17 protein-coding genes are annotated in these 19972 nt (G+C 73.2%); 6 read left to right on the plus strand and 11 right to left on the minus strand.

What is annotated here, in order from left to right; translation table 11 throughout:
- Positions 1-8: 8 nt before the first annotated feature.
- Together JOE68_RS07875 and JOE68_RS07880 are read left to right on the plus strand one after the other, a co-directional pair.
- Positions 9-2834, plus strand: a complete 2826-nt coding sequence (locus JOE68_RS07875) for a vitamin B12-dependent ribonucleotide reductase (protein ID WP_204841668.1) — start codon at positions 9-11, stop codon at positions 2832-2834.
- Positions 2835-2978: 144 nt separating this feature from the next.
- Complete coding sequence (locus JOE68_RS07880) at positions 2979-3134, plus strand: hypothetical protein (RefSeq protein ID WP_204841669.1); 156 nt, start codon at positions 2979-2981, stop codon at positions 3132-3134.
- 153 nt (positions 3135-3287) lie between these two features.
- Here the strand turns inward: JOE68_RS07880 and JOE68_RS07885 are convergent, their stop codons facing one another.
- The 4 genes from JOE68_RS07885 to JOE68_RS07900 form a co-directional block, all read right to left on the minus strand.
- Positions 3288-4037: a succinate dehydrogenase/fumarate reductase iron-sulfur subunit gene (locus JOE68_RS07885; protein WP_204841670.1), complete on the minus strand. Its 750-nt coding sequence runs from the start codon at positions 4035-4037 to the stop codon at positions 3288-3290.
- 1 nt (position 4038) lies between these two features.
- Positions 4039-5937: a fumarate reductase/succinate dehydrogenase flavoprotein subunit gene (locus tag JOE68_RS07890; protein WP_204841671.1), complete on the minus strand. Its 1899-nt coding sequence runs from the start codon at positions 5935-5937 to the stop codon at positions 4039-4041.
- 9 nt (positions 5938-5946) lie between these two features.
- Complete coding sequence (gene sdhC / locus JOE68_RS07895; protein ID WP_204841672.1) at positions 5947-6708, minus strand: succinate dehydrogenase subunit SdhC; 762 nt, start codon at positions 6706-6708, stop codon at positions 5947-5949.
- Between the two features lie 324 nt (positions 6709-7032).
- Positions 7033-7323: an Rv0250c family protein gene (locus JOE68_RS07900; RefSeq protein ID WP_204841673.1), complete on the minus strand. Its 291-nt coding sequence runs from the start codon at positions 7321-7323 to the stop codon at positions 7033-7035.
- A gap of 221 nt (positions 7324-7544) precedes the next feature.
- Between JOE68_RS07900 and edd the strand changes: the two genes are divergently transcribed.
- Complete coding sequence (gene edd / locus JOE68_RS07905) at positions 7545-9410, plus strand: phosphogluconate dehydratase (RefSeq protein ID WP_204841674.1); 1866 nt, start codon at positions 7545-7547, stop codon at positions 9408-9410.
- A complete protein-coding gene (gene eda / locus JOE68_RS07910; RefSeq protein ID WP_204841675.1) occupies positions 9407-10027 on the plus strand; it encodes a bifunctional 4-hydroxy-2-oxoglutarate aldolase/2-dehydro-3-deoxy-phosphogluconate aldolase in 621 nt (206 codons plus the stop codon). The genes edd and eda overlap by 4 nt, the downstream gene beginning before the upstream one ends.
- Positions 10028-10364: 337 nt before the next feature.
- Here eda and JOE68_RS07915 read toward each other — a convergent pair whose 3' ends face one another.
- Complete coding sequence (locus tag JOE68_RS07915; RefSeq protein WP_307819572.1) at positions 10365-11006, minus strand: HAD family hydrolase; 642 nt, start codon at positions 11004-11006, stop codon at positions 10365-10367.
- A gap of 85 nt (positions 11007-11091) precedes the next feature.
- Here JOE68_RS07915 and JOE68_RS07920 point away from each other — a divergent pair, with 85 nt between their 5' ends.
- On the plus strand, positions 11092-11781 hold the full coding sequence (locus JOE68_RS07920) for a YqeB family protein (protein WP_204846392.1): 690 nt from the start codon (positions 11092-11094) through the stop codon (positions 11779-11781).
- A 355-nt stretch (positions 11782-12136) separates the two neighbouring features.
- On the opposite strand, the gene JOE68_RS07925 is transcribed toward JOE68_RS07920, so the two are convergent.
- The 4 genes from JOE68_RS07925 to JOE68_RS07940 form a co-directional block, all read right to left on the minus strand.
- Positions 12137-12796: a regulatory protein RecX gene (locus JOE68_RS07925; protein WP_346039150.1), complete on the minus strand. Its 660-nt coding sequence runs from the start codon at positions 12794-12796 to the stop codon at positions 12137-12139.
- Between the two features lie 812 nt (positions 12797-13608).
- Complete coding sequence (recA, locus tag JOE68_RS07930; RefSeq protein WP_204841677.1) at positions 13609-14652, minus strand: recombinase RecA; 1044 nt, start codon at positions 14650-14652, stop codon at positions 13609-13611.
- Positions 14653-14823: 171 nt separating this feature from the next.
- A complete protein-coding gene (locus tag JOE68_RS07935; protein ID WP_204841678.1) occupies positions 14824-15018 on the minus strand; it encodes a DUF3046 domain-containing protein in 195 nt (64 codons plus the stop codon).
- 10 nt (positions 15019-15028) lie between these two features.
- Positions 15029-15490 carry a cupin domain-containing protein gene (locus tag JOE68_RS07940; protein ID WP_204841679.1) on the minus strand — a complete coding sequence of 154 codons (462 nt, stop codon included), beginning with the start codon at positions 15488-15490 and terminating at the stop codon, positions 15029-15031.
- A 70-nt stretch (positions 15491-15560) separates the two neighbouring features.
- Between JOE68_RS07940 and JOE68_RS07945 the strand changes: the two genes are divergently transcribed.
- Positions 15561-16400 (plus strand): LysR family transcriptional regulator, encoded by an 840-nt coding sequence (locus JOE68_RS07945; protein WP_204841680.1) that lies wholly within the window; start codon positions 15561-15563, stop codon positions 16398-16400.
- A 126-nt stretch (positions 16401-16526) separates the two neighbouring features.
- On the opposite strand, the gene JOE68_RS07950 is transcribed toward JOE68_RS07945, so the two are convergent.
- Together JOE68_RS07950 and JOE68_RS07955 are read right to left on the minus strand one after the other, a co-directional pair.
- On the minus strand, positions 16527-17768 hold the full coding sequence (locus JOE68_RS07950; RefSeq protein WP_239562170.1) for an MFS transporter: 1242 nt from the start codon (positions 17766-17768) through the stop codon (positions 16527-16529).
- Positions 17769-17816: 48 nt separating this feature from the next.
- The gene (locus JOE68_RS07955) at positions 17817-19718 is read right to left on the minus strand and encodes an Hsp70 family protein (protein ID WP_204841682.1); all 1902 of its coding nucleotides are present in this window, start codon (positions 19716-19718) and stop codon (positions 17817-17819) included.
- Between the last annotated feature and the right edge of the window lie 254 nt (positions 19719-19972).

Raw genomic sequence — 19972 nt, forward strand, 5'->3', positions numbered from 1 at the left:
AACGGGGAATGACGGAGACCGTTGGTGGCTCCAGCAAGAAGACGGCCGCCCGCAGCGGTGCGGGGGACAAGCGCCTCGCGGTGAACCGGGTCTACACCACCGAGGGCGTGCACCCGTACGACGAGGTGACCTGGGAGCGCCGCGACGTCGTCATGACGAACTGGCGCGACGGCTCGATCAACTTCGAGCAGCGCGGCGTCGAGTTCCCCGACTTCTGGTCGGTCAACGCGACGAACATCGTGACCAGCAAGTACTTCCGCGGCGCGGTGGGCACCCCGCAGCGCGAGCACAGCCTGCGCCAGCTGATCGACCGCGTGGTGAAGACCTACACCGAGGCCGGTGTCAAGCACGGCTACTTCGGCGCCGACGCCGACGCGGTGGTCTTCGAGCACGAGCTGACCTGGATGCTGCTGCACCAGGTGTTCAGCTTCAACTCCCCGGTGTGGTTCAACGTCGGCACCAACTCCCCGCAGCAGGTGAGCGCCTGCTTCATCCTCGCGGTCGACGACACCATGGAGTCGATCCTCAACTGGTACCGCGAGGAGGGCCTGATCTTCAAGGGCGGCTCCGGCGCGGGCCTGAACCTCTCGCGCATCCGCTCCTCCAAGGAGCTGCTGTCCTCCGGCGGCACGGCGTCCGGCCCGGTCTCCTTCATGCGCGGCGCGGACGCGTCCGCGGGCACCATCAAGTCCGGCGGCGCGACCCGCCGGGCCGCCAAGATGGTCGTCCTGGACGTCGACCACCCCGACGTCGAGGAGTTCATCGAGACCAAGGCGCGCGAGGAGGACAAGGTCCGCGCGCTGCGCGACGCCGGGTTCGACATGGACCTGGGCGGCCGGGACATCGTGTCCGTGCAGTACCAGAACGCGAACAACTCGGTCCGCGTCTCGGACGAGTTCATGCACGCCTACGAGAACGGCGGCCGGTTCGGCCTGCGCGCGCGGCAGACCGGCGAGGTCATCGAGACCGTCGACGCCAAGGACCTGTTCCGCAAGCTCGCGCAGGCCGCGTGGGAGTGCGCCGACCCGGGCATCCAGTACGACGGCACCATCAACGACTGGCACACCACGCCGGAGTCGGGCCGGATCACCGCCTCGAACCCGTGCTCGGAGTACATGCACCTGGACAACTCCAGCTGCAACCTGGCGTCGCTGAACCTGATGAAGTTCCTCCGGGACGACGGCCGGTTCGACGCGGACCTGTTCGCGAAGTCCGTCGAGCTGGTGATCACCGCGATGGAGATCTCGATCAGCTTCGCGGACTTCCCGACCGAGCCGATCGCGGAGACCACCCGCAAGTTCCGCCAGCTCGGCATCGGCTACGCCAACCTCGGCGCCCTGCTGATGGCCACCGGCCACGCGTACGACTCGGAGGGCGGCCGGGCGCTGGCCGCGTCCATCACCTCGCTGATGCAGGCGGTGGCGTACAAGCGCTCCGCCGAGCTGGCCGGCATCGTCGGCCCGTACGAGGGCTACGCGCGCAACGCCGAGGCGCACCAGCGCGTCATCCGCAAGCACGCGGCGGCCAACGACCTGATCCGCACCTACCACGCGAACGACGCGGCGGTGCAGAAGGTCGCGACCCGCGCGTGGCAGGACGGCATCCGGATCGGCGCCCGCAACGGCTGGCGCAACGCGCAGGCTTCCGTGCTCGCGCCCACCGGCACCATCGGCCTGATGATGGACTGCGACACGACCGGCATCGAGCCGGACCTCGCGCTGGTGAAGTTCAAGAAGCTGGTCGGCGGCGGCTCGATGCAGATCGTCAACCAGACGGTGCCGCGCGCGCTGAAGGCGCTGGGCTACCAGACCGAGCAGGTCGAGGCCATCGTCGAGTTCATCGGCGAGCACGGCCACGTGGTCGACGCGCCCGGCCTGCGCCCGGAGCACTACGAGGTGTTCGACTGCGCCATGGGCGACCGCTCGATCGCGCCGATGGGCCACGTCCGCATGATGGCCGCGGTGCAGCCGTTCATCTCCGGCGCGATCTCCAAGACGGTGAACATGCCCGAGGCGGCGACCGTCGAGGACGTCGAGGAGATCTACTACCAGGGCTGGAAGCTGGGCCTGAAGGCGCTGGCGATCTACCGCGACAACTGCAAGGTCGGCCAGCCGCTGTCGGCGGGCAAGTCGGCGAAGTCGTCGTCGGAGACCAAGCCCGACACGGTCGTCGAGTACCGCCCGGTCCGCAAGCGCCTGCCGAAGAAGCGCCCCTCGCAGACCGTCTCGTTCACCGTCGGCGGCGCGGAGGGCTACCTGCACGCCGGCTCCTACCCGGACGACGGCCTGGGCGAGATCTTCGTCAAGCTGGGCAAGCAGGGCTCGACCCTGGCGGGCGTGATGGACGCGTTCTCCATGTCGATCTCCGTCGGCCTCCAGTACGGCATCCCGCTGGAGTTCTACGTCTCGAAGTTCCAGAACCTCCGCTTCGAGCCGGCCGGCATGACCGACGACCCGGACGTGCGCATCGCGACCAGCGTCCTGGACTACCTGTTCCGCCGCCTGGCCCTGGACTACCTGCCGTTCGAGAAGCGCGCGCAGCTGGGCATCTTCACCGCCGACGAGCGCACCGCGCAGGTGGCGCAGGACTACGGCAGCGGCGACGTGGACCTGGAGGGCCTGCGGACGACCGTGGACGCCACCCCCGTCAAGGCTTCGGCCGAGGTGGCGGAGCAGGCTCCGGACGTGAAGGTCGGCAGCTCCACGGAACTGCTCGAACTGCACCTCGGGACGACCGCCGACGCGCCGCTGTGCATGACCTGCGGCACCAAGATGCGCCCGGCGGGCTCCTGCTACCTGTGCGAGGGCTGCGGCTCGACCTCCGGTTGCAGCTGAGCCCCCGGCGCTTCCAGGGGCGGGTTTTCCGGCAGGGGCCGGGGCGGCGGTCGTCGCCCCGGCCCCTGCCGCGTTCGCGGCGCCCCCTCGGTGGTGGACAGCACCGCTGTGCCCTGTCCGAGTACGTCGCGCACTTAGCGGCGGGTGGGGCGCGGCGAGTTCAGCCAGTACGTGACCGAAGCGGTCGCCCGGCAGCTGGAGCTGCTGGGCGAGCTCGCCGCCCTGCTCCACGCGGAGCACGGCCCCGTCCCGCAGGAGTACCTCGCGGAAGCCGGTGCAGCGTGGCCGGACGTCGAGTAGCGGCCGGCGGCGCGCTGGTGCTGGACGGCGAGGGCCTGTCCGAGCTCGCCGCCGGGGACCCGCGGGCCAGGGCGTACCCGGAGACCGCCGGAGCCAGCAGCCGGTGGCGTCGGGCCGCTCGCGCGAGCGGCCCGACGCCGGTGGACCGCTACCTCACGACCGGCGGAACAGCTTGTCGCCCAGCCAGACGATGGGGTCGTAGCGGCGGTCCGCCACGCGCTCCTTCATCGGGATCAGGGCGTTGTCGGTGATCCTGATGTGCTCGGGGCAGACCTCCGTGCAGCACTTGGTGATGTTGCACAGCCCGAGGCCGTGCTCGGACTGCGCGGCCGACACGCGGTCCGCCTCGTCCAGCGGGTGCATCTCCAGCTCGGCCACGCGCATCAGGAACCGCGGGCCGGAGAACGCCGTCTTGTTCTCCTCGTGGTCGCGGATGACGTGGCAGGTGTTCTGGCACAGGAAGCACTCGATGCACTTGCGGAACTCCTGCGAGCGCTCGACGTCCACCTGGGACATCCGGTAGTCGCCCGGCGCGACGCCCTTGGGCGGGCTGAACGCCGGCACCTCCCTGGCCTTGACGTAGTTGTACGACACGTCGGTCACCAGGTCCCGGATCACCGGGAACGTCCGCATCGGCGTCACCGTCACCGTCTCGTCCTCGGCGAAGACCGACATCCGGGTCATGCACAGCAGCCGGGGCCTGCCGTTCACCTCCGCCGAGCACGAGCCGCACTTGCCCGCCTTGCAGTTCCACCGCACGGCCAGGTCCGCCGCCTGCGTCGCCTGGAGGCGGTGGATCACGTCGAGGACGACCTCGCCCTCGTTGACCTCCACGGTGAAGTCCTCCAGACCTCCCCCGTCCGCATCACCGCGCCACACCCTGAAGTGCCCCTGGTACCCCATGTCAGCCCTCCAGCTCGTCGGCGGTCAGGTACTTCTGCAACTCGGTGGGCTCGAACAGCGCGAGCAGGTCCGCGCGGATCGGGACCTGCGGCTCCTCGGTGACCTCGACCCCGTCGCCGGACGCCCGGCACACCAGCAGCCTGCGCCGCCAGTCGGCCTCCATCCGCGGGTGGTCGTCGCGCGTGTGGCCGCCGCGGGACTCGGTCCGCAGCAGCGCCGCGCGGGCGACGCACTCGCTGACCAGCAGCATGTTCCGCAGGTCGAGCGCGAGGTGCCAGCCGGGGTTGAACTGGCGGTGGCCCTCGACGGTCAGCGACCGCGCGCGCCGCCCGAGGTCCGCCAGGCGGTCGAGCGCCCGCTCCATCTCCTCGGCCCGGCGGATGATCCCCACCAGGTCGTTCATCGTCTGCTGCAACTCCACGTGCAGCGCGTAGGGGTTCTCGCCGCCCTCGCCGGAGAACGGCGCCAGGGCGACGTGCTGCGCCCGCGCCACCGCCTCGTCCGGGCAGCGCGGGCGCTCGGACAGGCTCGCCACGTAGGCCGCGGCGCCCTCGCCCGCGCGCCGGCCGAACACCAGCAGGTCGGACAGCGAGTTGCCGCCCAGGCGGTTCGAGCCGTGCATGCCGCCGGACACCTCGCCCGCCGCGAACAGGCCCGGCACCGACGAGGCCCCGGTGTCGGGGTCGACCTGCACGCCGCCCATGACGTAGTGGCAGGTCGGCCCGACCTCCATCGGCTGCGCCGTGATGTCGACGTCCGCCAGCTCCTTGAACTGGTGGTGCATCGACGGCAGCCGGCGCTTGATCTCCTCGGCCGGCAGCCGGGTCGACACGTCGAGGAACACGCCGCCGTGCTCGGACCCCCGGCCCGCCTTGACCTCGGAGTTGATCGCGCGGGCCACCTCGTCGCGCGGCAGCAGCTCCGGCGGGCGGCGGTTGCCGTCCGGGTCGCGGTACCAGCGGTCGGCCTCGGCCTCGTTGTCGGCGTACTTGTCCTTGAACACCTCGGGGATGTAGTCGAACATGAACCGCTTGCCCTCGGAGTTGCGCAGCACCCCGCCGTCGCCGCGGACCGACTCGGTGACCAGGATCCCCTTCACCGACGGCGGCCAGACCATGCCGGTCGGGTGGAACTGGACGAACTCCATGTTGATCAGCGACGCGCCCGCCCGCAGCGCGAGCGCGTGGCCGTCGCCGGTGTACTCCCAGGAGTTCGACGTCACCTTGAACGACTTGCCGATGCCGCCGGTCGCCAGCACCACCGCCGGCGCCTCGAACAGCGCGAACCGGCCGGACTCGCGCCAGTAGCCGAACGCGCCGGCGACCTTCCCGCGGTGGTCGGGCCCGTCCTCGGGGCCGGTGCTCTGCACCAGGTCGGTGACGGTGAACTCCTGGAACACCTTCAGCCGCGACTCGTGGTCGCCGGTCGCCGCGAAGTCGTCCTGCTGCAGGGAGACGACCTTCTGCTGCAGCGACCGGATCAGCTCCAGCCCCGTGCGGTCGCCGACGTGCGCCAGCCGCGGGTACTCGTGGCCGCCGAAGTTGCGCTGGCTGATCCGGCCGTCCCCGGTCCGGTCGAACAGCGCGCCGTAGGTCTCCAGCTCCCACACGCGGTCGGGGGCCTCGCGGGCGTGCAGCTCGGCCATCCGCCAGTTGTTCAGGAACTTCCCGCCGCGCATCGTGTCCCGGAAGTGCACCTGCCAGCCGTCGTTGGGGTTGGCGTTGCCCATGGCCGCGGCGATGCCGCCCTCGGCCATCACCGTGTGGGCCTTGCCGAACAACGACTTGCACAGCACCGCCGTGCGCATCCCGTGCTCCCTGGCCTCGATCGCCGCACGCAGGCCGGCGCCACCCGCGCCGATCACCAGCACGTCGAACGAATGCCGTTCCACCTCGGGCAAAACAGCTCCTCAGTTGATGATCCGGAGGTCGGTGACCGCCCCGGAGGCGACCAGCGCGACGTAGAGGTCGGTGACGCAGACGAAGATCAGCGACGCCCAGGCCAGCTGCATGTGGCGGGCGTTCAGCTTCGAGATGAACGTCCACATCCGGTAGCGCACGGGGTGCTTGGAGAAGTGCTTCAGCCGCCCGCCCGCGATGTGCCGGCACGAGTGGCAGGACAGCGTGTACGCGCCCAGCAGCGCCACGTTCACCAGCAGCACGAGGTTGCCCAGCCCGAGGCCGGTGCTGAACGCGTACAGCGCGTCGTAAATGTTGATCAGCAGCAGGACGGAGGCCGCGTAGAAGAAGTAGCGGTGCAGGTTCTGCGCGATCAACGGGAAGCGCGTCTCACCGGTGTACTTGGCGTGCGGTTCGGCGACCGCGCAGGCGGGCGGGGAGAGCCACGCCGCCCGGTAGTACGCCTTGCGGTAGTAGTAGCAGGTGACCCGGAACCCGAGCAGGAACGGGATGATCACCACCGGCGGGGTGAGGAACCCCGGCAGTTCCGGCAGCGGCCGGCCGAAGTGCGCCGCCGCGGGCAGGCACTCCTCGCTCAGGCACGGTGAGTACATGGGCGTCAGGTAGCGGTACTCGTCCACCCAGTAGTAATCGCCCATGAACGTGCGCACCGCCGCGTAGATCGAGATCACCAGCAGGCCCGCGAACGTGGCCAGCGGCGGGAGCCACCACCGGTCCGTGCGCAACGTGCGCCGGGCGATCTGCGCCCTCATACCTCACCTCGGTTCCACTTCGTTGTGGCGGGACGGTCCGATTTCCACTCGGTGTGGATTTCGCCGTGACAGGGGTCGGTCTTGTGGCAGTCGTGCGATTGTCCTGCTGTGCAGTTGTGGGACCGGTCGGCCATTCGGCCATTCGGCCGTCCGGTCGTTCCGCGGTGGCCGCGCCCGGCCTTTTCCGGGATTCGACTCCGGCAGGGGTTCGACTCTGGCAGGGGTCGGGCCGGAGGGGAATCGCCCGGCGGCGGTGGAGCGGTCGCGCTGCGGAAAACCGAAACCGGCCCCCGCGGCGAGTCGCGGGGGCCGGTCTGCGGCGGTTCAGGTGTGGCGGTGGCCGCCCAGACCCTCGTCGTCGGCGTCGTGCCAGAGCTTGGGGTCGTAGGGCGTGTCGGGCACGACGACCACCTCGCGCTCCACCCTGGGCGCCTCGCGCTGCCGGGGTGTGCGGTCCAGCTCGACCAGCTCGGTGGCGTCGATGTCCATCCGCTCGATGTCGTTGGCCAGCCGCTGGACGGCGGCGACGTCGCCGTAGCGCGACCGGAGCGAACCGACGCACTGGCGGAGCCGGCCGAGCGCGCGACGCAGTTCCACGATCTCCGGGGCCGTCATGGCAGCACCTCCCTTGGGGTCCGTGTGCCGACTCTGCTCCTTCGGAGCCGCTGTGACAAGCACCACAGCGGGCCGCGTCGCGTCTCAACCTCTGAATCGTTTTTGTGGCGACCCGGCCTCGTGACATAGTGTGGGTGCTGTCACGTCCGTCCGTGCGACGCCAGCGCTGTCGTCCCACCGGGCCCACCACGGCCCGTGATCACCACCGGAGACAGCGAATCATGAGCGCGCATCCCGTCGTCGCCGAGGTGACGGCCCGCATCGCCGCCCGCAGCGCCGCCACCCGGTCCGCCTACCTGGAACGACTCGCCGCCGCCCACGCCGAGGGCCCGGTCCGCAAGGACCTCGCGTGCAGCAACCTCGCGCACGGCTTCGCGGGGATCACGGGCGGTGACAAGGAAGCGCTGCGCGCGCTCCGTCGCCCGAACGTGGCGATCGTCTCCGCCTACAACGACATGCTCTCCGCCCACCAGCCCCTGAACGAGTACCCGGCGTGGATCAAGGACGCCGCGCGGGCGGTGGGCGGCGTCGCCCAGTTCGCGGGCGGCGTGCCCGCGATGTGCGACGGCATCACGCAGGGCCGCGCGGGCATGGAGCTGTCGCTGTTCAGCCGGGACGTCATCGCGATGGCCACCGGCGTCGCGCTCTCGCACGACATGTTCGACTCGGCCCTGCTGCTCGGCGTGTGCGACAAGATCGTGCCGGGGCTGCTGATCGGCGCGCTGTCGTTCGGGCACCTGCCCGCGCTGCTGGTGCCCGCCGGCCCCATGCACTCGGGCCTGCCGAACTCGGAGAAGTCCCGCGTGCGGCAGCTGTTCGCCGAGGGCAAGGCGACGCGGGAGGACCTGCTGGAGGCCGAGGCCGCCTCCTACCACAGCCCCGGCACCTGCACGTTCTACGGCACGGCCAACTCCAACCAGCTCGTGGTGGAGGTGATGGGCCTGCACCTGCCCGGCGCGAGCTTCGTCCCGCCGGGCACGAAGCTGCGGCGGGCGCTGACCGAGGAGGCCGCGCGCCGGGCGGTGGAGATCAGCCGGGGCGAGGAGTACACCCCGGTCGGGCGGGTCGTGGACGAGAAGTCGATCGTGAACGGCGTCGTCGCGCTGCTCGCGACCGGCGGCTCGACCAACCACACGATGCACCTGGTGGCGATCGCGTCGGCCGCCGGCATCGAGCTGACCTGGGACGACTTCGCCGACCTGTCCTCGGTGGTCCCGCTGCTGGCCCGCGTCTACCCCAACGGCGGCGCCGACATCAACCACTTCCAGGCCGCCGGCGGCGTGCAGTTCCTGGTCGACACGCTGCTCGACGCGGGGCTGCTGCACGCCGACGTGCAGACCGTCGCCGGTCCCGGGCTGGACCGCTACCGGCGCGAGCCGGTGCTCATCGAGGGCGTGCTGACCTGGCGCGACGGCCCCGGCCGCTCGCTGGACACCGACGTGCTGCGGCCGGCGTCCGACCCGTTCGCGGCCGACGGCGGGCTGCGGATGCTGTCCGGCAACCTGGGCCGCGCGGTGATCAAGGTGTCGGCGGTCGGGCCCGAGCACCGGGTCGTGGAGGCGCCGGCGCGGGTGTTCACCTCGCAGGAGGCGTTCGGCGCCGCGTTCAAGGCGGGCGAGCTGGAGCGGGACGTCGTGGTGGTGGTGCGCCAGCAGGGGCCGCAGGCCAACGGGATGCCCGAGCTGCACAAGCTGATCCCCGCGCTGGGCGTGCTGATGGACCGGGGCTTCCGGGTCGCGCTGGTCACCGACGGCCGGATGTCGGGCGCGTCGGGCAAGATCCCGGCCGCCATCCAGCTCACCCCCGAGGCCGCCGTGGGCGGTCCGCTGGCCCGCGTGCGCGACGGCGACGTGCTGCGGGTCGACGCGGAGACCGGGACGCTGGAGGCGCTGGTGGACCCGGCCGAGCTGGCCGCCCGCGACCTGGTGGACTTCCCCCCGGACGCGCAGGCGTGGACGGGCACCGGACGTGAGCTGTTCGCCGCGCTGCGCCGGTCGGTCGGGCCCGCCGACCGGGGCGCGAGCGTGTTCGGCCCCATCGCGGCGTCGCACTTCGCGGGCCGCGCGAACCAGGAGGTAACCCGGTGACCACCAGCGCGGAACTGCTGGAGCTGTCCCCCGTCATCCCGGTCGTCGTGCTCGACGACGCCGACCAGGCCGTGCCGCTGGCGCGGGCGCTGCTGCGCGGGGGTATCCGCGTCATCGAGCTGACCCTGCGCACGCCCGCGGCGCTGGCCGCGATCGAGCGGATCGCCGCCGAGGTGCCCGACATCGTGCTCGGGGCGGGCACCGTGACCGCGCCGGAGCACGCCGAGCGGGCCGCCGAGGCCGGGGCGGCGTTCCTGGTCACGCCGGGGACGACGGAGCGGGTGCTGGCCGCGGTGGAGGGCACCGGGCTGCCGTTCCTGCCGGGCGCGGCGACCGCGTCGGAGGCGATGCGGCTGGCCGAGCGCGGTCTGACGGCGCTGAAGTTCTTCCCGGCCGAGGCGGCGGGCGGCGCGGACTTCCTGAAGTCGGTGGCCGGGCCGCTGCCGGGGCTGCGCTTCTGCCCGACCGGCGGCATCTCGGCCGAGACCGCGCCGCGCTACCTGGCGCTGCCGAACGTGGGCTGCGTGGGCGGGTCCTGGCTGACGCCGAAGGACGCGCTGGCGGCGGGCGACTTCGACCGGATCGAGGCGCTGGCGCGGGCGGCGGCGGCGCTGTGAGACCGGCCGCGACCGCCGCTCACCGGGCGGCGGTCGCGGCCGACGCCGGGACGCGCCGCCGCCCCGGCCGCGCTGGTCGGGCGCACCGGACCCGCCCGCTCATCGCGCCGGACGTGCCCGCAGGCCGCGCCGGACGTCTCCAGCAGGCGGTGCTGAACACCTCCGCAGGCCGCGACAGACGTCTCCGCGGACGGCGCTGAACACCTCCGCGGACGGTGTCGGACGCCTCCGCCGGCCGCGCCGGACGTCTCCGCGGACGGCGCTGAACACCTCTGCGGACGGCGCCGGGCGTGCCCGCCCGGAGGTCTCCGCCGGCCGTCCGGGCGGGGCGCCCGGCTCACCCGAGCCGGGCGAGGGCCTCGGGGATCGAGTCGACCACGGGCGCGCCGGTCGCTTCGAGCCGGGCCCGGTCGACCACGCCCGTGGTCACCAGGACTGCCCGGGCGCCGACGTGCCGGGCGGCCTCGGCGTCGTCCGCCACGTCCCCGATCACGACGACGTCGGCGGGGTCGAGGCCCTGGTGGTGCAGGTGCTCGGCGAGGTGCTCGGCCTTGGAACCGCCGCCGGTGGCCAGGCGCAGGCCGTCGACCCGGGTGAACAGCCCGGCCAGGCCGTAGGTCGTGATCAGCGGCACCAGCTCGTCGTGGAACCACATCGACAGCAGCGACTGGGTGCCGGGCCAGTCGTGCAGGTGGTCCGGGACGCCCGTCGCCAGCCGGCACGTGTCCAGCAGCGCGCGGTACTCCTCGTGGTAGAGCAGGTCGATCTCCGCCCAGTCCCGGGTGGACAGCGGGCGGCCGAGGAGGCGTTCGTAGCAGGCGAGCAGCGGTCGGCTGAACATCGCGCGCCACTCGGCCAGCGACACCTCCTCGCGGCCGAAGTGCAGGCAGACCCGGTTCACGGACTTCAGCACGGCGTGCGTGTCGTCCAGCAGCGTGCCGTTCCAGTCCCAGACCACGTGGCGCGCGGCTTTCCCCACGACGTCCCCCCTCGGTGGATCGGTCCCGCCAAGATAGCCGGCCGGGTGCGGTAGGTTGTGCCCGCACTGGGGGAGGGTGTCGGGGATGAACGCGCGTCGGACCTCGGTGGTGACCGAGCCGAGCTGGCAGGTCGGCCTGGTGTGGGTCGGGTTCCCGCTGCTGGGCGCGGCCGCGCTGTGGGGTGTGCAGGCCATCGCCGACTGGGTGGTGTCGCTGCCGTGGGCGCCGCTGCGGGGACCGTTCCGGTTGGTCGCCTCGATCCCCGAGCCGCAGGCGACGTTCGGCTCGCTCGGCGCGGGTGCGCTGGTCGGCCTGGTGGTGGCGTTCCTCGCCGCGGCGGAGCGGCTGACGGTCGAGGTGGCCGACGAGTTCGTGGTGTTCAACCGGGGCGGCACCGAGCGCGCGGTCGACCGGACGCAGGTGTCCGGGGTCTTCCTGGACGGCAAGAAGCTGGTGGTCCTCGGCCTGGACACGGGGGAACTGGCCCGGGAGAACTCCGACCTGCGCGACGCCGACCTGGCCGACGCCTTCCAGCGCCACGGCTACCCCTGGCTGCCCGAAGACCCGTACCGGGACGAGTACCGGCGGTGGGTGGAGGACATGCCCGGTCTGCCGCCCGGTGCGAACGCCCTGCTGCGGGCGCGCGGCAAGGCGTTGAAGAAGAGCGACGCCGACGACGTCAAGCAGTTGCGCACCGAACTGGCGCGGCTGGGCGTGGTCGTGCGCGAGGACGGCAAGCGCCGCCAGTTCTGGCGGCTCAGCGCACAGGACTGAACTCCCGGTCCGCCCGCCTCCGCCCCCTTCGGGCCCGCTCGAACCCGACAGGACCCAGCCGAACCGAGCGCGGTGCAGGCCGAGCGGATCGAGCCGAGAGGGTCAGGCCGAGAGGGTCAGGTCGAGCGGATCGAGCCGGGCGAATCAAGCCGAGCGGACCGAACCAGGCCGCGACGGGCCGGGACGGCAAGCCGGCTCGCGTTGCGGTTCACCGGCCGAGCGCGAGGTGAGCCGGGCGTGGGGTGGGCGCGACGCGAGGCTGTACGGGCACACGACAAGCCGGGCGCGAGACAAGCCGGGCACGGGACGGGTGCAGCGCGAATTGAGCCGGGCGCGTGGTGAGCCGGGCGCGGGTTCAGTCGGGTAGGTGGTCGTCCAGCGGGGATTCGGCCTCCGCGTCGCGCAGCTCGTCGCGCACCACCCGGTAGGCCATGCCCTCGGCGTAGCCCTTGCGCGCCAGCGCACCGACCAGGCGGCGGATCTTCACCTGGTTCTCCAGGCCGGACATCGTGCGCAGCTTCTTGCGCACCAGTTCCCGGGCGCGCTCCTCCTCCGCCTCGTCGTCCACCGCGGCCACGGCTTCGGCGGCCACCTCGTCGGCGACGCCCTTGCGCCGCAGTTCCCTGGCCAGCGCCCGCCGCCCCAGCCCCTGGTACGTGTGCCGGGACCGGACCCACACCTCGGCGAACGCGGCGTCGTCGATCAGGCCCGCGCGGTCGAACTTGCCGAGGACCAGTTCGGCGGTCTGGTCGCTGATGCCCTTGCGCAGCAGCGCGTCCTTCAGCTCGACCCTGGTCCGGGCGCGCGCGGTCAGCAGCGCGTAGCAGAGGTCGGTGGCCTTGCGCTGCTCCTTGACCGGGTCGACCGGCCGCGCCGCCGCCTCGGCGTCCGGGTCGGCGGCACGGGCAGCGCCCCGCCTCCGCCCGGGAGCCCGGCGGAAACCGCCCTCCGCACCGCGGGCACGCCCGCGCCGCCCCGCCTCCTCGAACGGATCGGTCGCCCCAGGACGCTCCACCTCGAACAGGCTCGCGGCCTCGGACCGGAGCGGTGCCCGCGACGAACGCCCGCCCTCGGACCGACCCCCGGACCGCGACCGGCGCCCGGTGGTGGACCGGTGCCCGTGCTCGGCGTCGGCCGCAGCACCGGCCCCTGCCTCGCGCCCAGCGCCAGCCCCGACCTCGGTCTCCGCCCCGGCCCCGGCCTCGGCCTCGACCTCGGCGCCGACTCCGGCTCCGCCGTCGAACGGGTCGGCTGCCGGAGGGGTCCCGCCGCGCCGGCCGGCCACGGGGACCGCCTCACCGGAAGCGCTCCGGCGGCGGCCCAGCGACTCGAACGGATCGTCCTCGCCGGCCCGGACACCCGCGGAGCCACCCGCGGGCACCACCCGGAGCGCCTCACCCGAGGCACTGCGCCGCCCGCCCCACACCTCGAACGGGTCGTCGGACTCGGATGCGGACGAGCGAGCCGACCCGGACGGATCAGCACTCCCGGGTCCCGACGAGCCGGCACCCCCAGGCCGGGACAGCCCCCCGATCCCGGGCTCGCTCGACTCAGCGCCCCCAGGCCGGGGCGACCCCGCGACCCCAGGCTCGCTCGGCTCAGCCACCCCGGGCCGGGACGACCCCGCAGCCTCGGGTTTCATCGACTCGGCAGCCCCGGGCCGGGGCGACCGCGCGGACCCGGGCTCGCTCGGCTCGGCGATCCGGGGCCGGGACGGCTCCGCGGTCTCGGGCTCGGACCCGGGCGAGTCGGCGGGTTCGTGCTCGGAGGACTCGGTCGCGGGGTCGCGGGGCGCCCCGCGACCACGACCGCCGTGCTCCGCCACCGCTAGAAGTCGACCGGCGCGGGTGCGGTCTCGTCAGCGTCGAGGGTGGCCCCGATGCCGAGCTTGTCCTTGATCCGCTTCTCGATCTCGTTGGCCACGTCCGGGTTCTCGCGCAGGAACTTCCGCGCGTTCTCCTTGCCCTGGCCCAGCTGGTCGCCCTCGTAGGTGTACCAGGCGCCCGACTTGCGCAGGATGGCCTGGTCGACGCCCATGTCGATGAGCGAGCCCTCGCGGCTGATGCCCTGGCCGTAGAGGATGTCGAACTCGGCCTGCTTGAACGGCGGGGCCACCTTGTTCTTCACGACCTTGACGCGCGTGCGGTTGCCTACCGGCTCGCCGCCGTCCTTCAGCGTCTCGATCCGCCGCACGTCCAGGCGCACCGACGCGTAGAACTTCAGCGCCTTGCCGCCCGTCGTGGTCTCCGGCGAGCCGAACATCACGCCGATCTTCTCGCGCAGCTGGTTGATGAAGATCGCGGTCGTGCCGGAGGAGTTCAGCGCGCCGGTGATCTTCCGCAGCGCCTGGCTCATCAGCCGCGCCTGGAGGCCGACGTGGTTGTCGCCCATCTCGCCCTCGATCTCGGCCCGGGGCACCAGCGCGGCCACCGAGTCGATCACCAGGATGTCCAGCGCGCCGGAGCGGACCAGCATGTCCGCGATCTCCAGCGCCTGCTCGCCGGTGTCCGGCTGGGACACCAGCAGCGCGTCGGTGTCGACGCCCAGCTTGCGCGCGTACTCCGGGTCCAGCGCGTGCTCGGCGTCGATGAACGCCGCGATGCCGCCGTTGCGCTGGGCGTTGGCCACGGCGTGCAGCGCCACCGTCGTCTTACCGGACGACTCCGGGCCGTAGATCTCCACGACGCGGCCCCGCGGCAGGCCGCCGATGCCCAGCGCGACGTCGAGCGCGATCGCGCCGGTGGGGATCACCTCGATCGGGGCGCGGCCTTCCTCGCCGAGCCGCATGACCGAGCCCTTGCCGAACTGCTTGTCGATCTGGGCCAGGGCCAGCTCGAGGGCCTTGTCCCGGTCGGGTGCCTGTGGTGCCATCTGGAGTCCACCTCGGTTTGTCTTCGGGGTCGCTGAGCGATGTCGGGACCGACGTTACGGGCGGGGTACGACATTTCCCGGCGGGGACCGGGCCACCAGCGGGGGTTCATCACCCGGTCGTGTCGGCGACTATAGCCGAACAGGTGTTCGACCGCCCGGTCGCCGCGCTGGTCACCGCCGGTGTTCCGGCACGTCGAACGCGTCGCACACGGCGAGCCAGACCTCCTTGGGCGGCACGCCCTCCTCCAGCGCCTGGTCGGCGGTGCGCCCGCCGAGGGCGGACATCACGTGGTCCCTGGCCATCATCTCCGACCGGACCGGACCGAACTCGTTCGCCATCAACTTGCGGAACACCGTGTTGCGCACCCGCCCCAGGCTAGCGCGCGGCCTCCCAGACCGGGCTGTCGACGTAGTGGTTGTCGTAGCGGTCCTGCGAGGCGCGGATCTCCGCCGGGTCGGCCAGGCCGCGCTGCACCCGGTCCAGCAGGCGGTAGTAGTCGAAGCGGCCGATGCCGGGCGTGAAGACGAACAGGACGTCCGCGTCCGCGCCCTCCAACGCGCCGAACGCGTGCGGGACGCGGGGCGGCACCACGAGGAAGTCCCCGCGCTCCAGTGTCACCACGTCCTGGTCGAGCAGCACCTGGAGCGCCCCGTCGAGCACGAAGAACAGCTCGGACGCACGGGTGTGGAAGTGCGGCGGGGCGCCGTTCGCGCCGTCCAGGAACGTGGAGCGGTTGCCGGTCAACCCCTCAAGGTCGGCGAGCAGGGTGACGACGGCGGCGGGGTCCGCGGTGAGCTTCTCGGCCTTCCCGGCCCGGACGAGCAGCGTGTTCTCCATGGGACGACGATCTCCCGGCCGGCGCCCGCCATCAACGACGGGAACCGCATCGAACGATAACCTGCGCATTATGGAACGGCGGGACATCGAGGTCTTCCTGACCCTGGCGGAGGAGTTGCACTTCACCCGCACCGCCGAGCGCCTGCGCGTCTCCCAGGCCCGCGTCAGCCAGACCGTCAAGCTGCTGGAGCGCCGCATCGGCGCGCCCCTGTTCGAGCGCACCAGCCGGCGCGTCGCGCTGACGCCCATCGGGCGGCGGCTGCGCGACGAGGTCGCCCCCGCCTACCGGAGCATCGCGGAGGCCGTGGAGCGGGCCGTCGCCGCGGGCCGGGGCACGGACCTGCTGCGCGTCGGCTTCCAGGCCCCGGCCGTCGCGGACCTCGTCGCGGACGTCCTGGCCCGCTACCGGTCCCGCCACCCCGGCAGCGAGGTGCGCATCCGGGAGGCCGGTTTCGCGGACCCGTTCGCGCTGCTGCGGGACGACGAGGTGGACGTGCTGGTGGCGCTGCTCCCGGTGGGCGAGCCCGACCTGACGGCCGGTCCGGTCGTGCTCCGCGAGCCGGTGGTGCTGGCCGTGGCCGACTCGCACCCGTTCACCGGGCAGGGGCGCGTGACGGTGGAGGACCTCGCCCGCGACACGGTCTTCCGCGCCGCGTACTGGCGGGACCGCACGCCCCTGGGCCGGCCGATCCGGCGCGGGCGGTCCCTCACGACGTTCCAGGAGCTGATGGCGGCGGTCGCGGACGGCGAGGGCGTGTGCCCCCTGGGCGCGCACGCGACCGGCTACTTCGCCCGCCCGCGGGTCGCGTTCCTGCCGCTGGTGGGGGCGCCCGAACTCGAATGGGGGCTCGTCTGGCGCACGGCGGGCGAAACGGGCAAGGTGCGCGAACTCGCCGCCGCCGCGCGCTAACCTCGGACCATGGATGACCCAACGGGCCTGTCGTCGCCGCTCGGCCAGGTCGTGATCATCGCCGGGCTGGTCGCCGCCCTCGTGGTCGGCGTCCGCGCCTGGTGGCACCACCACCGCAGGCGCTGATCAGCGCGCCCGCTGCAACGCCGTGAACAGGCACGCCACCAGCAGCGGCAGCGCCGTGAACCCCACGAGCAGCCCCAGCGCGGCGTAGGACCACGCCGTCACCACGACGCCGGCCACGACGCCGCCGACCGCGCCGCCGATGTTCATGCTCAGGTCCGACAGGCCCTGCGCGGCCGGCCGGTGCTCCACCGCGACCGACTCGGTGAGCAGCGCGGACCCGGCCACCAGGCCCGCCGACCAGCCGAACCCCAGCAGCGCCAGGCCGACGGCCAGCTGCGGCGCGTCGTGCGAGGGCGCCATGCCCGCGACCCCGGCCGCGGCCACCACCAGCGCGGCGCCGACGGCCAGCACGGGCACCCGGCCCACCCGGTCGGCCAGCCACCCGAACAGCGGGCTCGCGGCGTACATGGCGGCCACGTGCAGGCTGATGACGACCCCGACGACCCGCAGCGACGACCCGGCGTGGTCCATGTGCACGGGCGTCATCGACATGAGCCCCACCATCGCCGTGTGGCACAGCGTGACACCGCCCAGCGCGAGCTTCCCCGCGGCGGGCAGCGCGCGCCACACCGCGCCGGAGCCGCGCGCGTCGCCCACCCCGCCTGCGCAGTGCGCCGGCGTGACCGGGCCGGCCGACCGCGCGACGGTCAGCGGGTCCGGCCGCAGGAAGCGCAGCACGACCAGCGCCGACACCCCGAGCAGCAGCGCCGCCAGCAGGTAGGGCCCCGCGCCCACCGGCAGGCCGGACCGGGCGGCGGCCCGCCCGGCCGGGTCGGCCAGGTTGGGCCCGGCCACCGCGCCCAGGGTCGCCGCCCACACCACGACGGCCAGCGAACGGGCCCGCCTGGCCGGGTGCGCCAGGTCCGTCCCGGCGTAGCGGGCGGCCAGGTTCGCGCTGCCGGCGGCCCCGAACAGGACCAGCGCGACCAGCAGCACCGGCCAGGAGCCGAGCACCACGCCGACCGCCGCGGCCAGCGCGCCGACCGCGCCCGCCCCGTACCCGAGGGCCAGCGCCGGGCGGCGGCCCCGGCGGGTGGCCAGCCGGGCGGTCGGCAGCGCGAACAGCCCCGCGCCCAGCACCGCGGCGGTCTGCGCGAGGCCGCCCACCGCGTCCGAGCCGGACAGCGCCGCCGCGATCAGGGTGGACACGGTGAGGCCGATGCCCACGCCCGCCGCGCCCAGCACCTGGGTCGCGATGAGCACGCGCAGCACCCTGCGCTGCACCACCGCCACGGCGTTCATGATCATCATCGTCCCAGTGCGCTCCGACGGGCACGGCCCCCGCCCGGGTCAGGTGCCCGGCTGGACCGCGTTCTCGAAGAAGTCCGCGACCGCGTCGGCGGTCAGGTCCCCGCCGCCGCTCTTCATCACGATGCCCAGCAGCGGTCGCTCCTCGGCGGTGAACGCGAGCAGGCCCAGGCCCCCGTCGGCCGCCGCCCGGTACTTGCCCTTGAGGCCGTTGCCCGCCCACTCGGCCTCGACCATGTCCGACTTGAGCGACTGGGTGACCGAGTCCGCGCCCTGCTGCGCGCCGGTGACCGTCTCGGTGAGGATGTAGAGCACCGAGTAGCCGTCCTTGACCGAGCAGCTCACCGCGGTGCCCTTGATGGCGCTGATGGTGGACACGCCGGCCGAGCCGCCCGCCTTGCACGTGTTGCCGTCGGGGATGCCGCCCGCGAGCTGGCGCAGGCACCGCGTGAAGCCCTGGGCGTCCTTCTCGGTATCGTTCTTGCACTCCTGCGGGCTGGGCACGCCCGAACCGCTGAACGCGACGAGACCGCCCACCACGGCCAGCACCACCACGACGGCGGCGCCGACCGCGATGAGGACGTTCCTGCGCGGCTTCCCGCCCGCCGGCTGCTTCGACCGGGGGGTGACGCTGGGGAAGTTGAACTGCTGCGGCCCGGTCTGCGGGTAGTTCACCTGGTAGGGGCCGCTGACCGCCGGGTTGCCCACCGGGTACGGCCCGCTCACCGCCGGGTTGACCTGGTAGGGACCGCTGACGGCCGGGTTCACCCGGGTCGGGCCGCTCACGGCGGGGCCCTGCGGCACGGGGGTCGGCCCGGTCACCGGCGCGGTGACCACCGTCGGCGGCTCGTGGGCGGCCTTCACCGGGTCCTTGGCGCGCGGCGTCACGCCGTCCTTGGGCACGTGGTGCGCGCCCAGCGCCACCGCCGTCTCCGGCTGGTCCAGGCTCGTCGGCACCACCCGCACCTGCTCGGCGATCATGGTCGCCACCAGCGGGATCCGGCTCGACCCGCCGACCAGGTAGATGCCCGCGAGCTGGGTGGGCGCCAGGCCGGTGGAGCGGATGGTGGCGGCCAGCAGCTCCACGCTGCGCAACATGCTCGGGCGGACCAGCGCCTCCAGGTCGGAGCGGTTGACCAGCACGTCCTCGAACGGCTCCGGCATCGGCACCTCGGTGTGCGCGTGCCGCGACAGCGACTCCTTGGCCGCCCGCACGTCCTCCTGCAGCGCGCGCCGGGCGCGGCGGTCGGCCGTGGACTCGGGGCGCAGCAGCCGCTGCCAGGCCGCCGGGTCGCGGTGCGAGACCTGGCGGCCGACGTGCTCCAGCAGCGCCTGGTCCACGTCCAGCCCGCCCAGGTCGGGCAGGCCGTCCTCGGCGAGCACGGTGAAGCCGCTCTGGGTCGCGCCGACGATGGCCACGTCGAACGTGCCCGCGCCCAGGTCGTACACGGCCAGCGCCTGGCCGACCGACAGCGACGCGTAGTGCGACGCCGCCGCGACCGGCTCGGGGACGAGCACGACCTCCGAGGTCACGCCCGCGAGCCGGGCGGCGGACAGCAGCACGTTGCGGCGGGTCGGGCCCCACTGGGCGGGGTGGGTCAGGCGGACCTCGTCCAGCGGCTCGCCGCCCAGCTGGCGGGTGGTCTCCTCCAGCACGCGGCGCAGCACGGCGGCCAGCGCGTCGGTGACCGGGACGACGTTGGAGCCCAGCAGCAGCGTGCCGTCGTCCACGCGGCGCTTGGGGTTGGGCTCGAACCGCGACGGGTCCAGGCGGGCGCGGCGCTCGGCGTCCCGCCCGACGACCAGCGTGCCGTCCTCTTCGCAGTACACGGCCGAGGGCATGGTGGCGGACCCGTCCACCTCGACGACCCTGGGCGGCCTGCCGTGCGCGGCGAGCACCGCGACGGTGTTGGAAGTGCCCAGGTCAACGGACAGGACGCGCACAGTCACCCCTTAGTCTGCGAACCGGGGTGATCCTGTCACAGGCAGCCGCCCCACGAGGTCCCCTCCGCAGTTCGCGACCCATCTCACCCCTCCCCCTCCCCCTCCCCTCCTACCTCCCTCTCCCCCCTCTCCCTCTCCCCCACCCCTCTTTCCCCCTCCCTCCCCCTCCCCACCCCCACTCGCGGGCGAAGCCCCGCGAGGCCGCGTCGGTAGGTCGCGCCCGATTTTCGGCGATCACGCTCTTCGATCGCCGA

The organism is Saccharothrix algeriensis (genome assembly GCF_016907655.1).
Taxonomy (GTDB): Bacteria; Actinomycetota; Actinomycetes; order Mycobacteriales; family Pseudonocardiaceae; genus Actinosynnema; species Actinosynnema algeriense.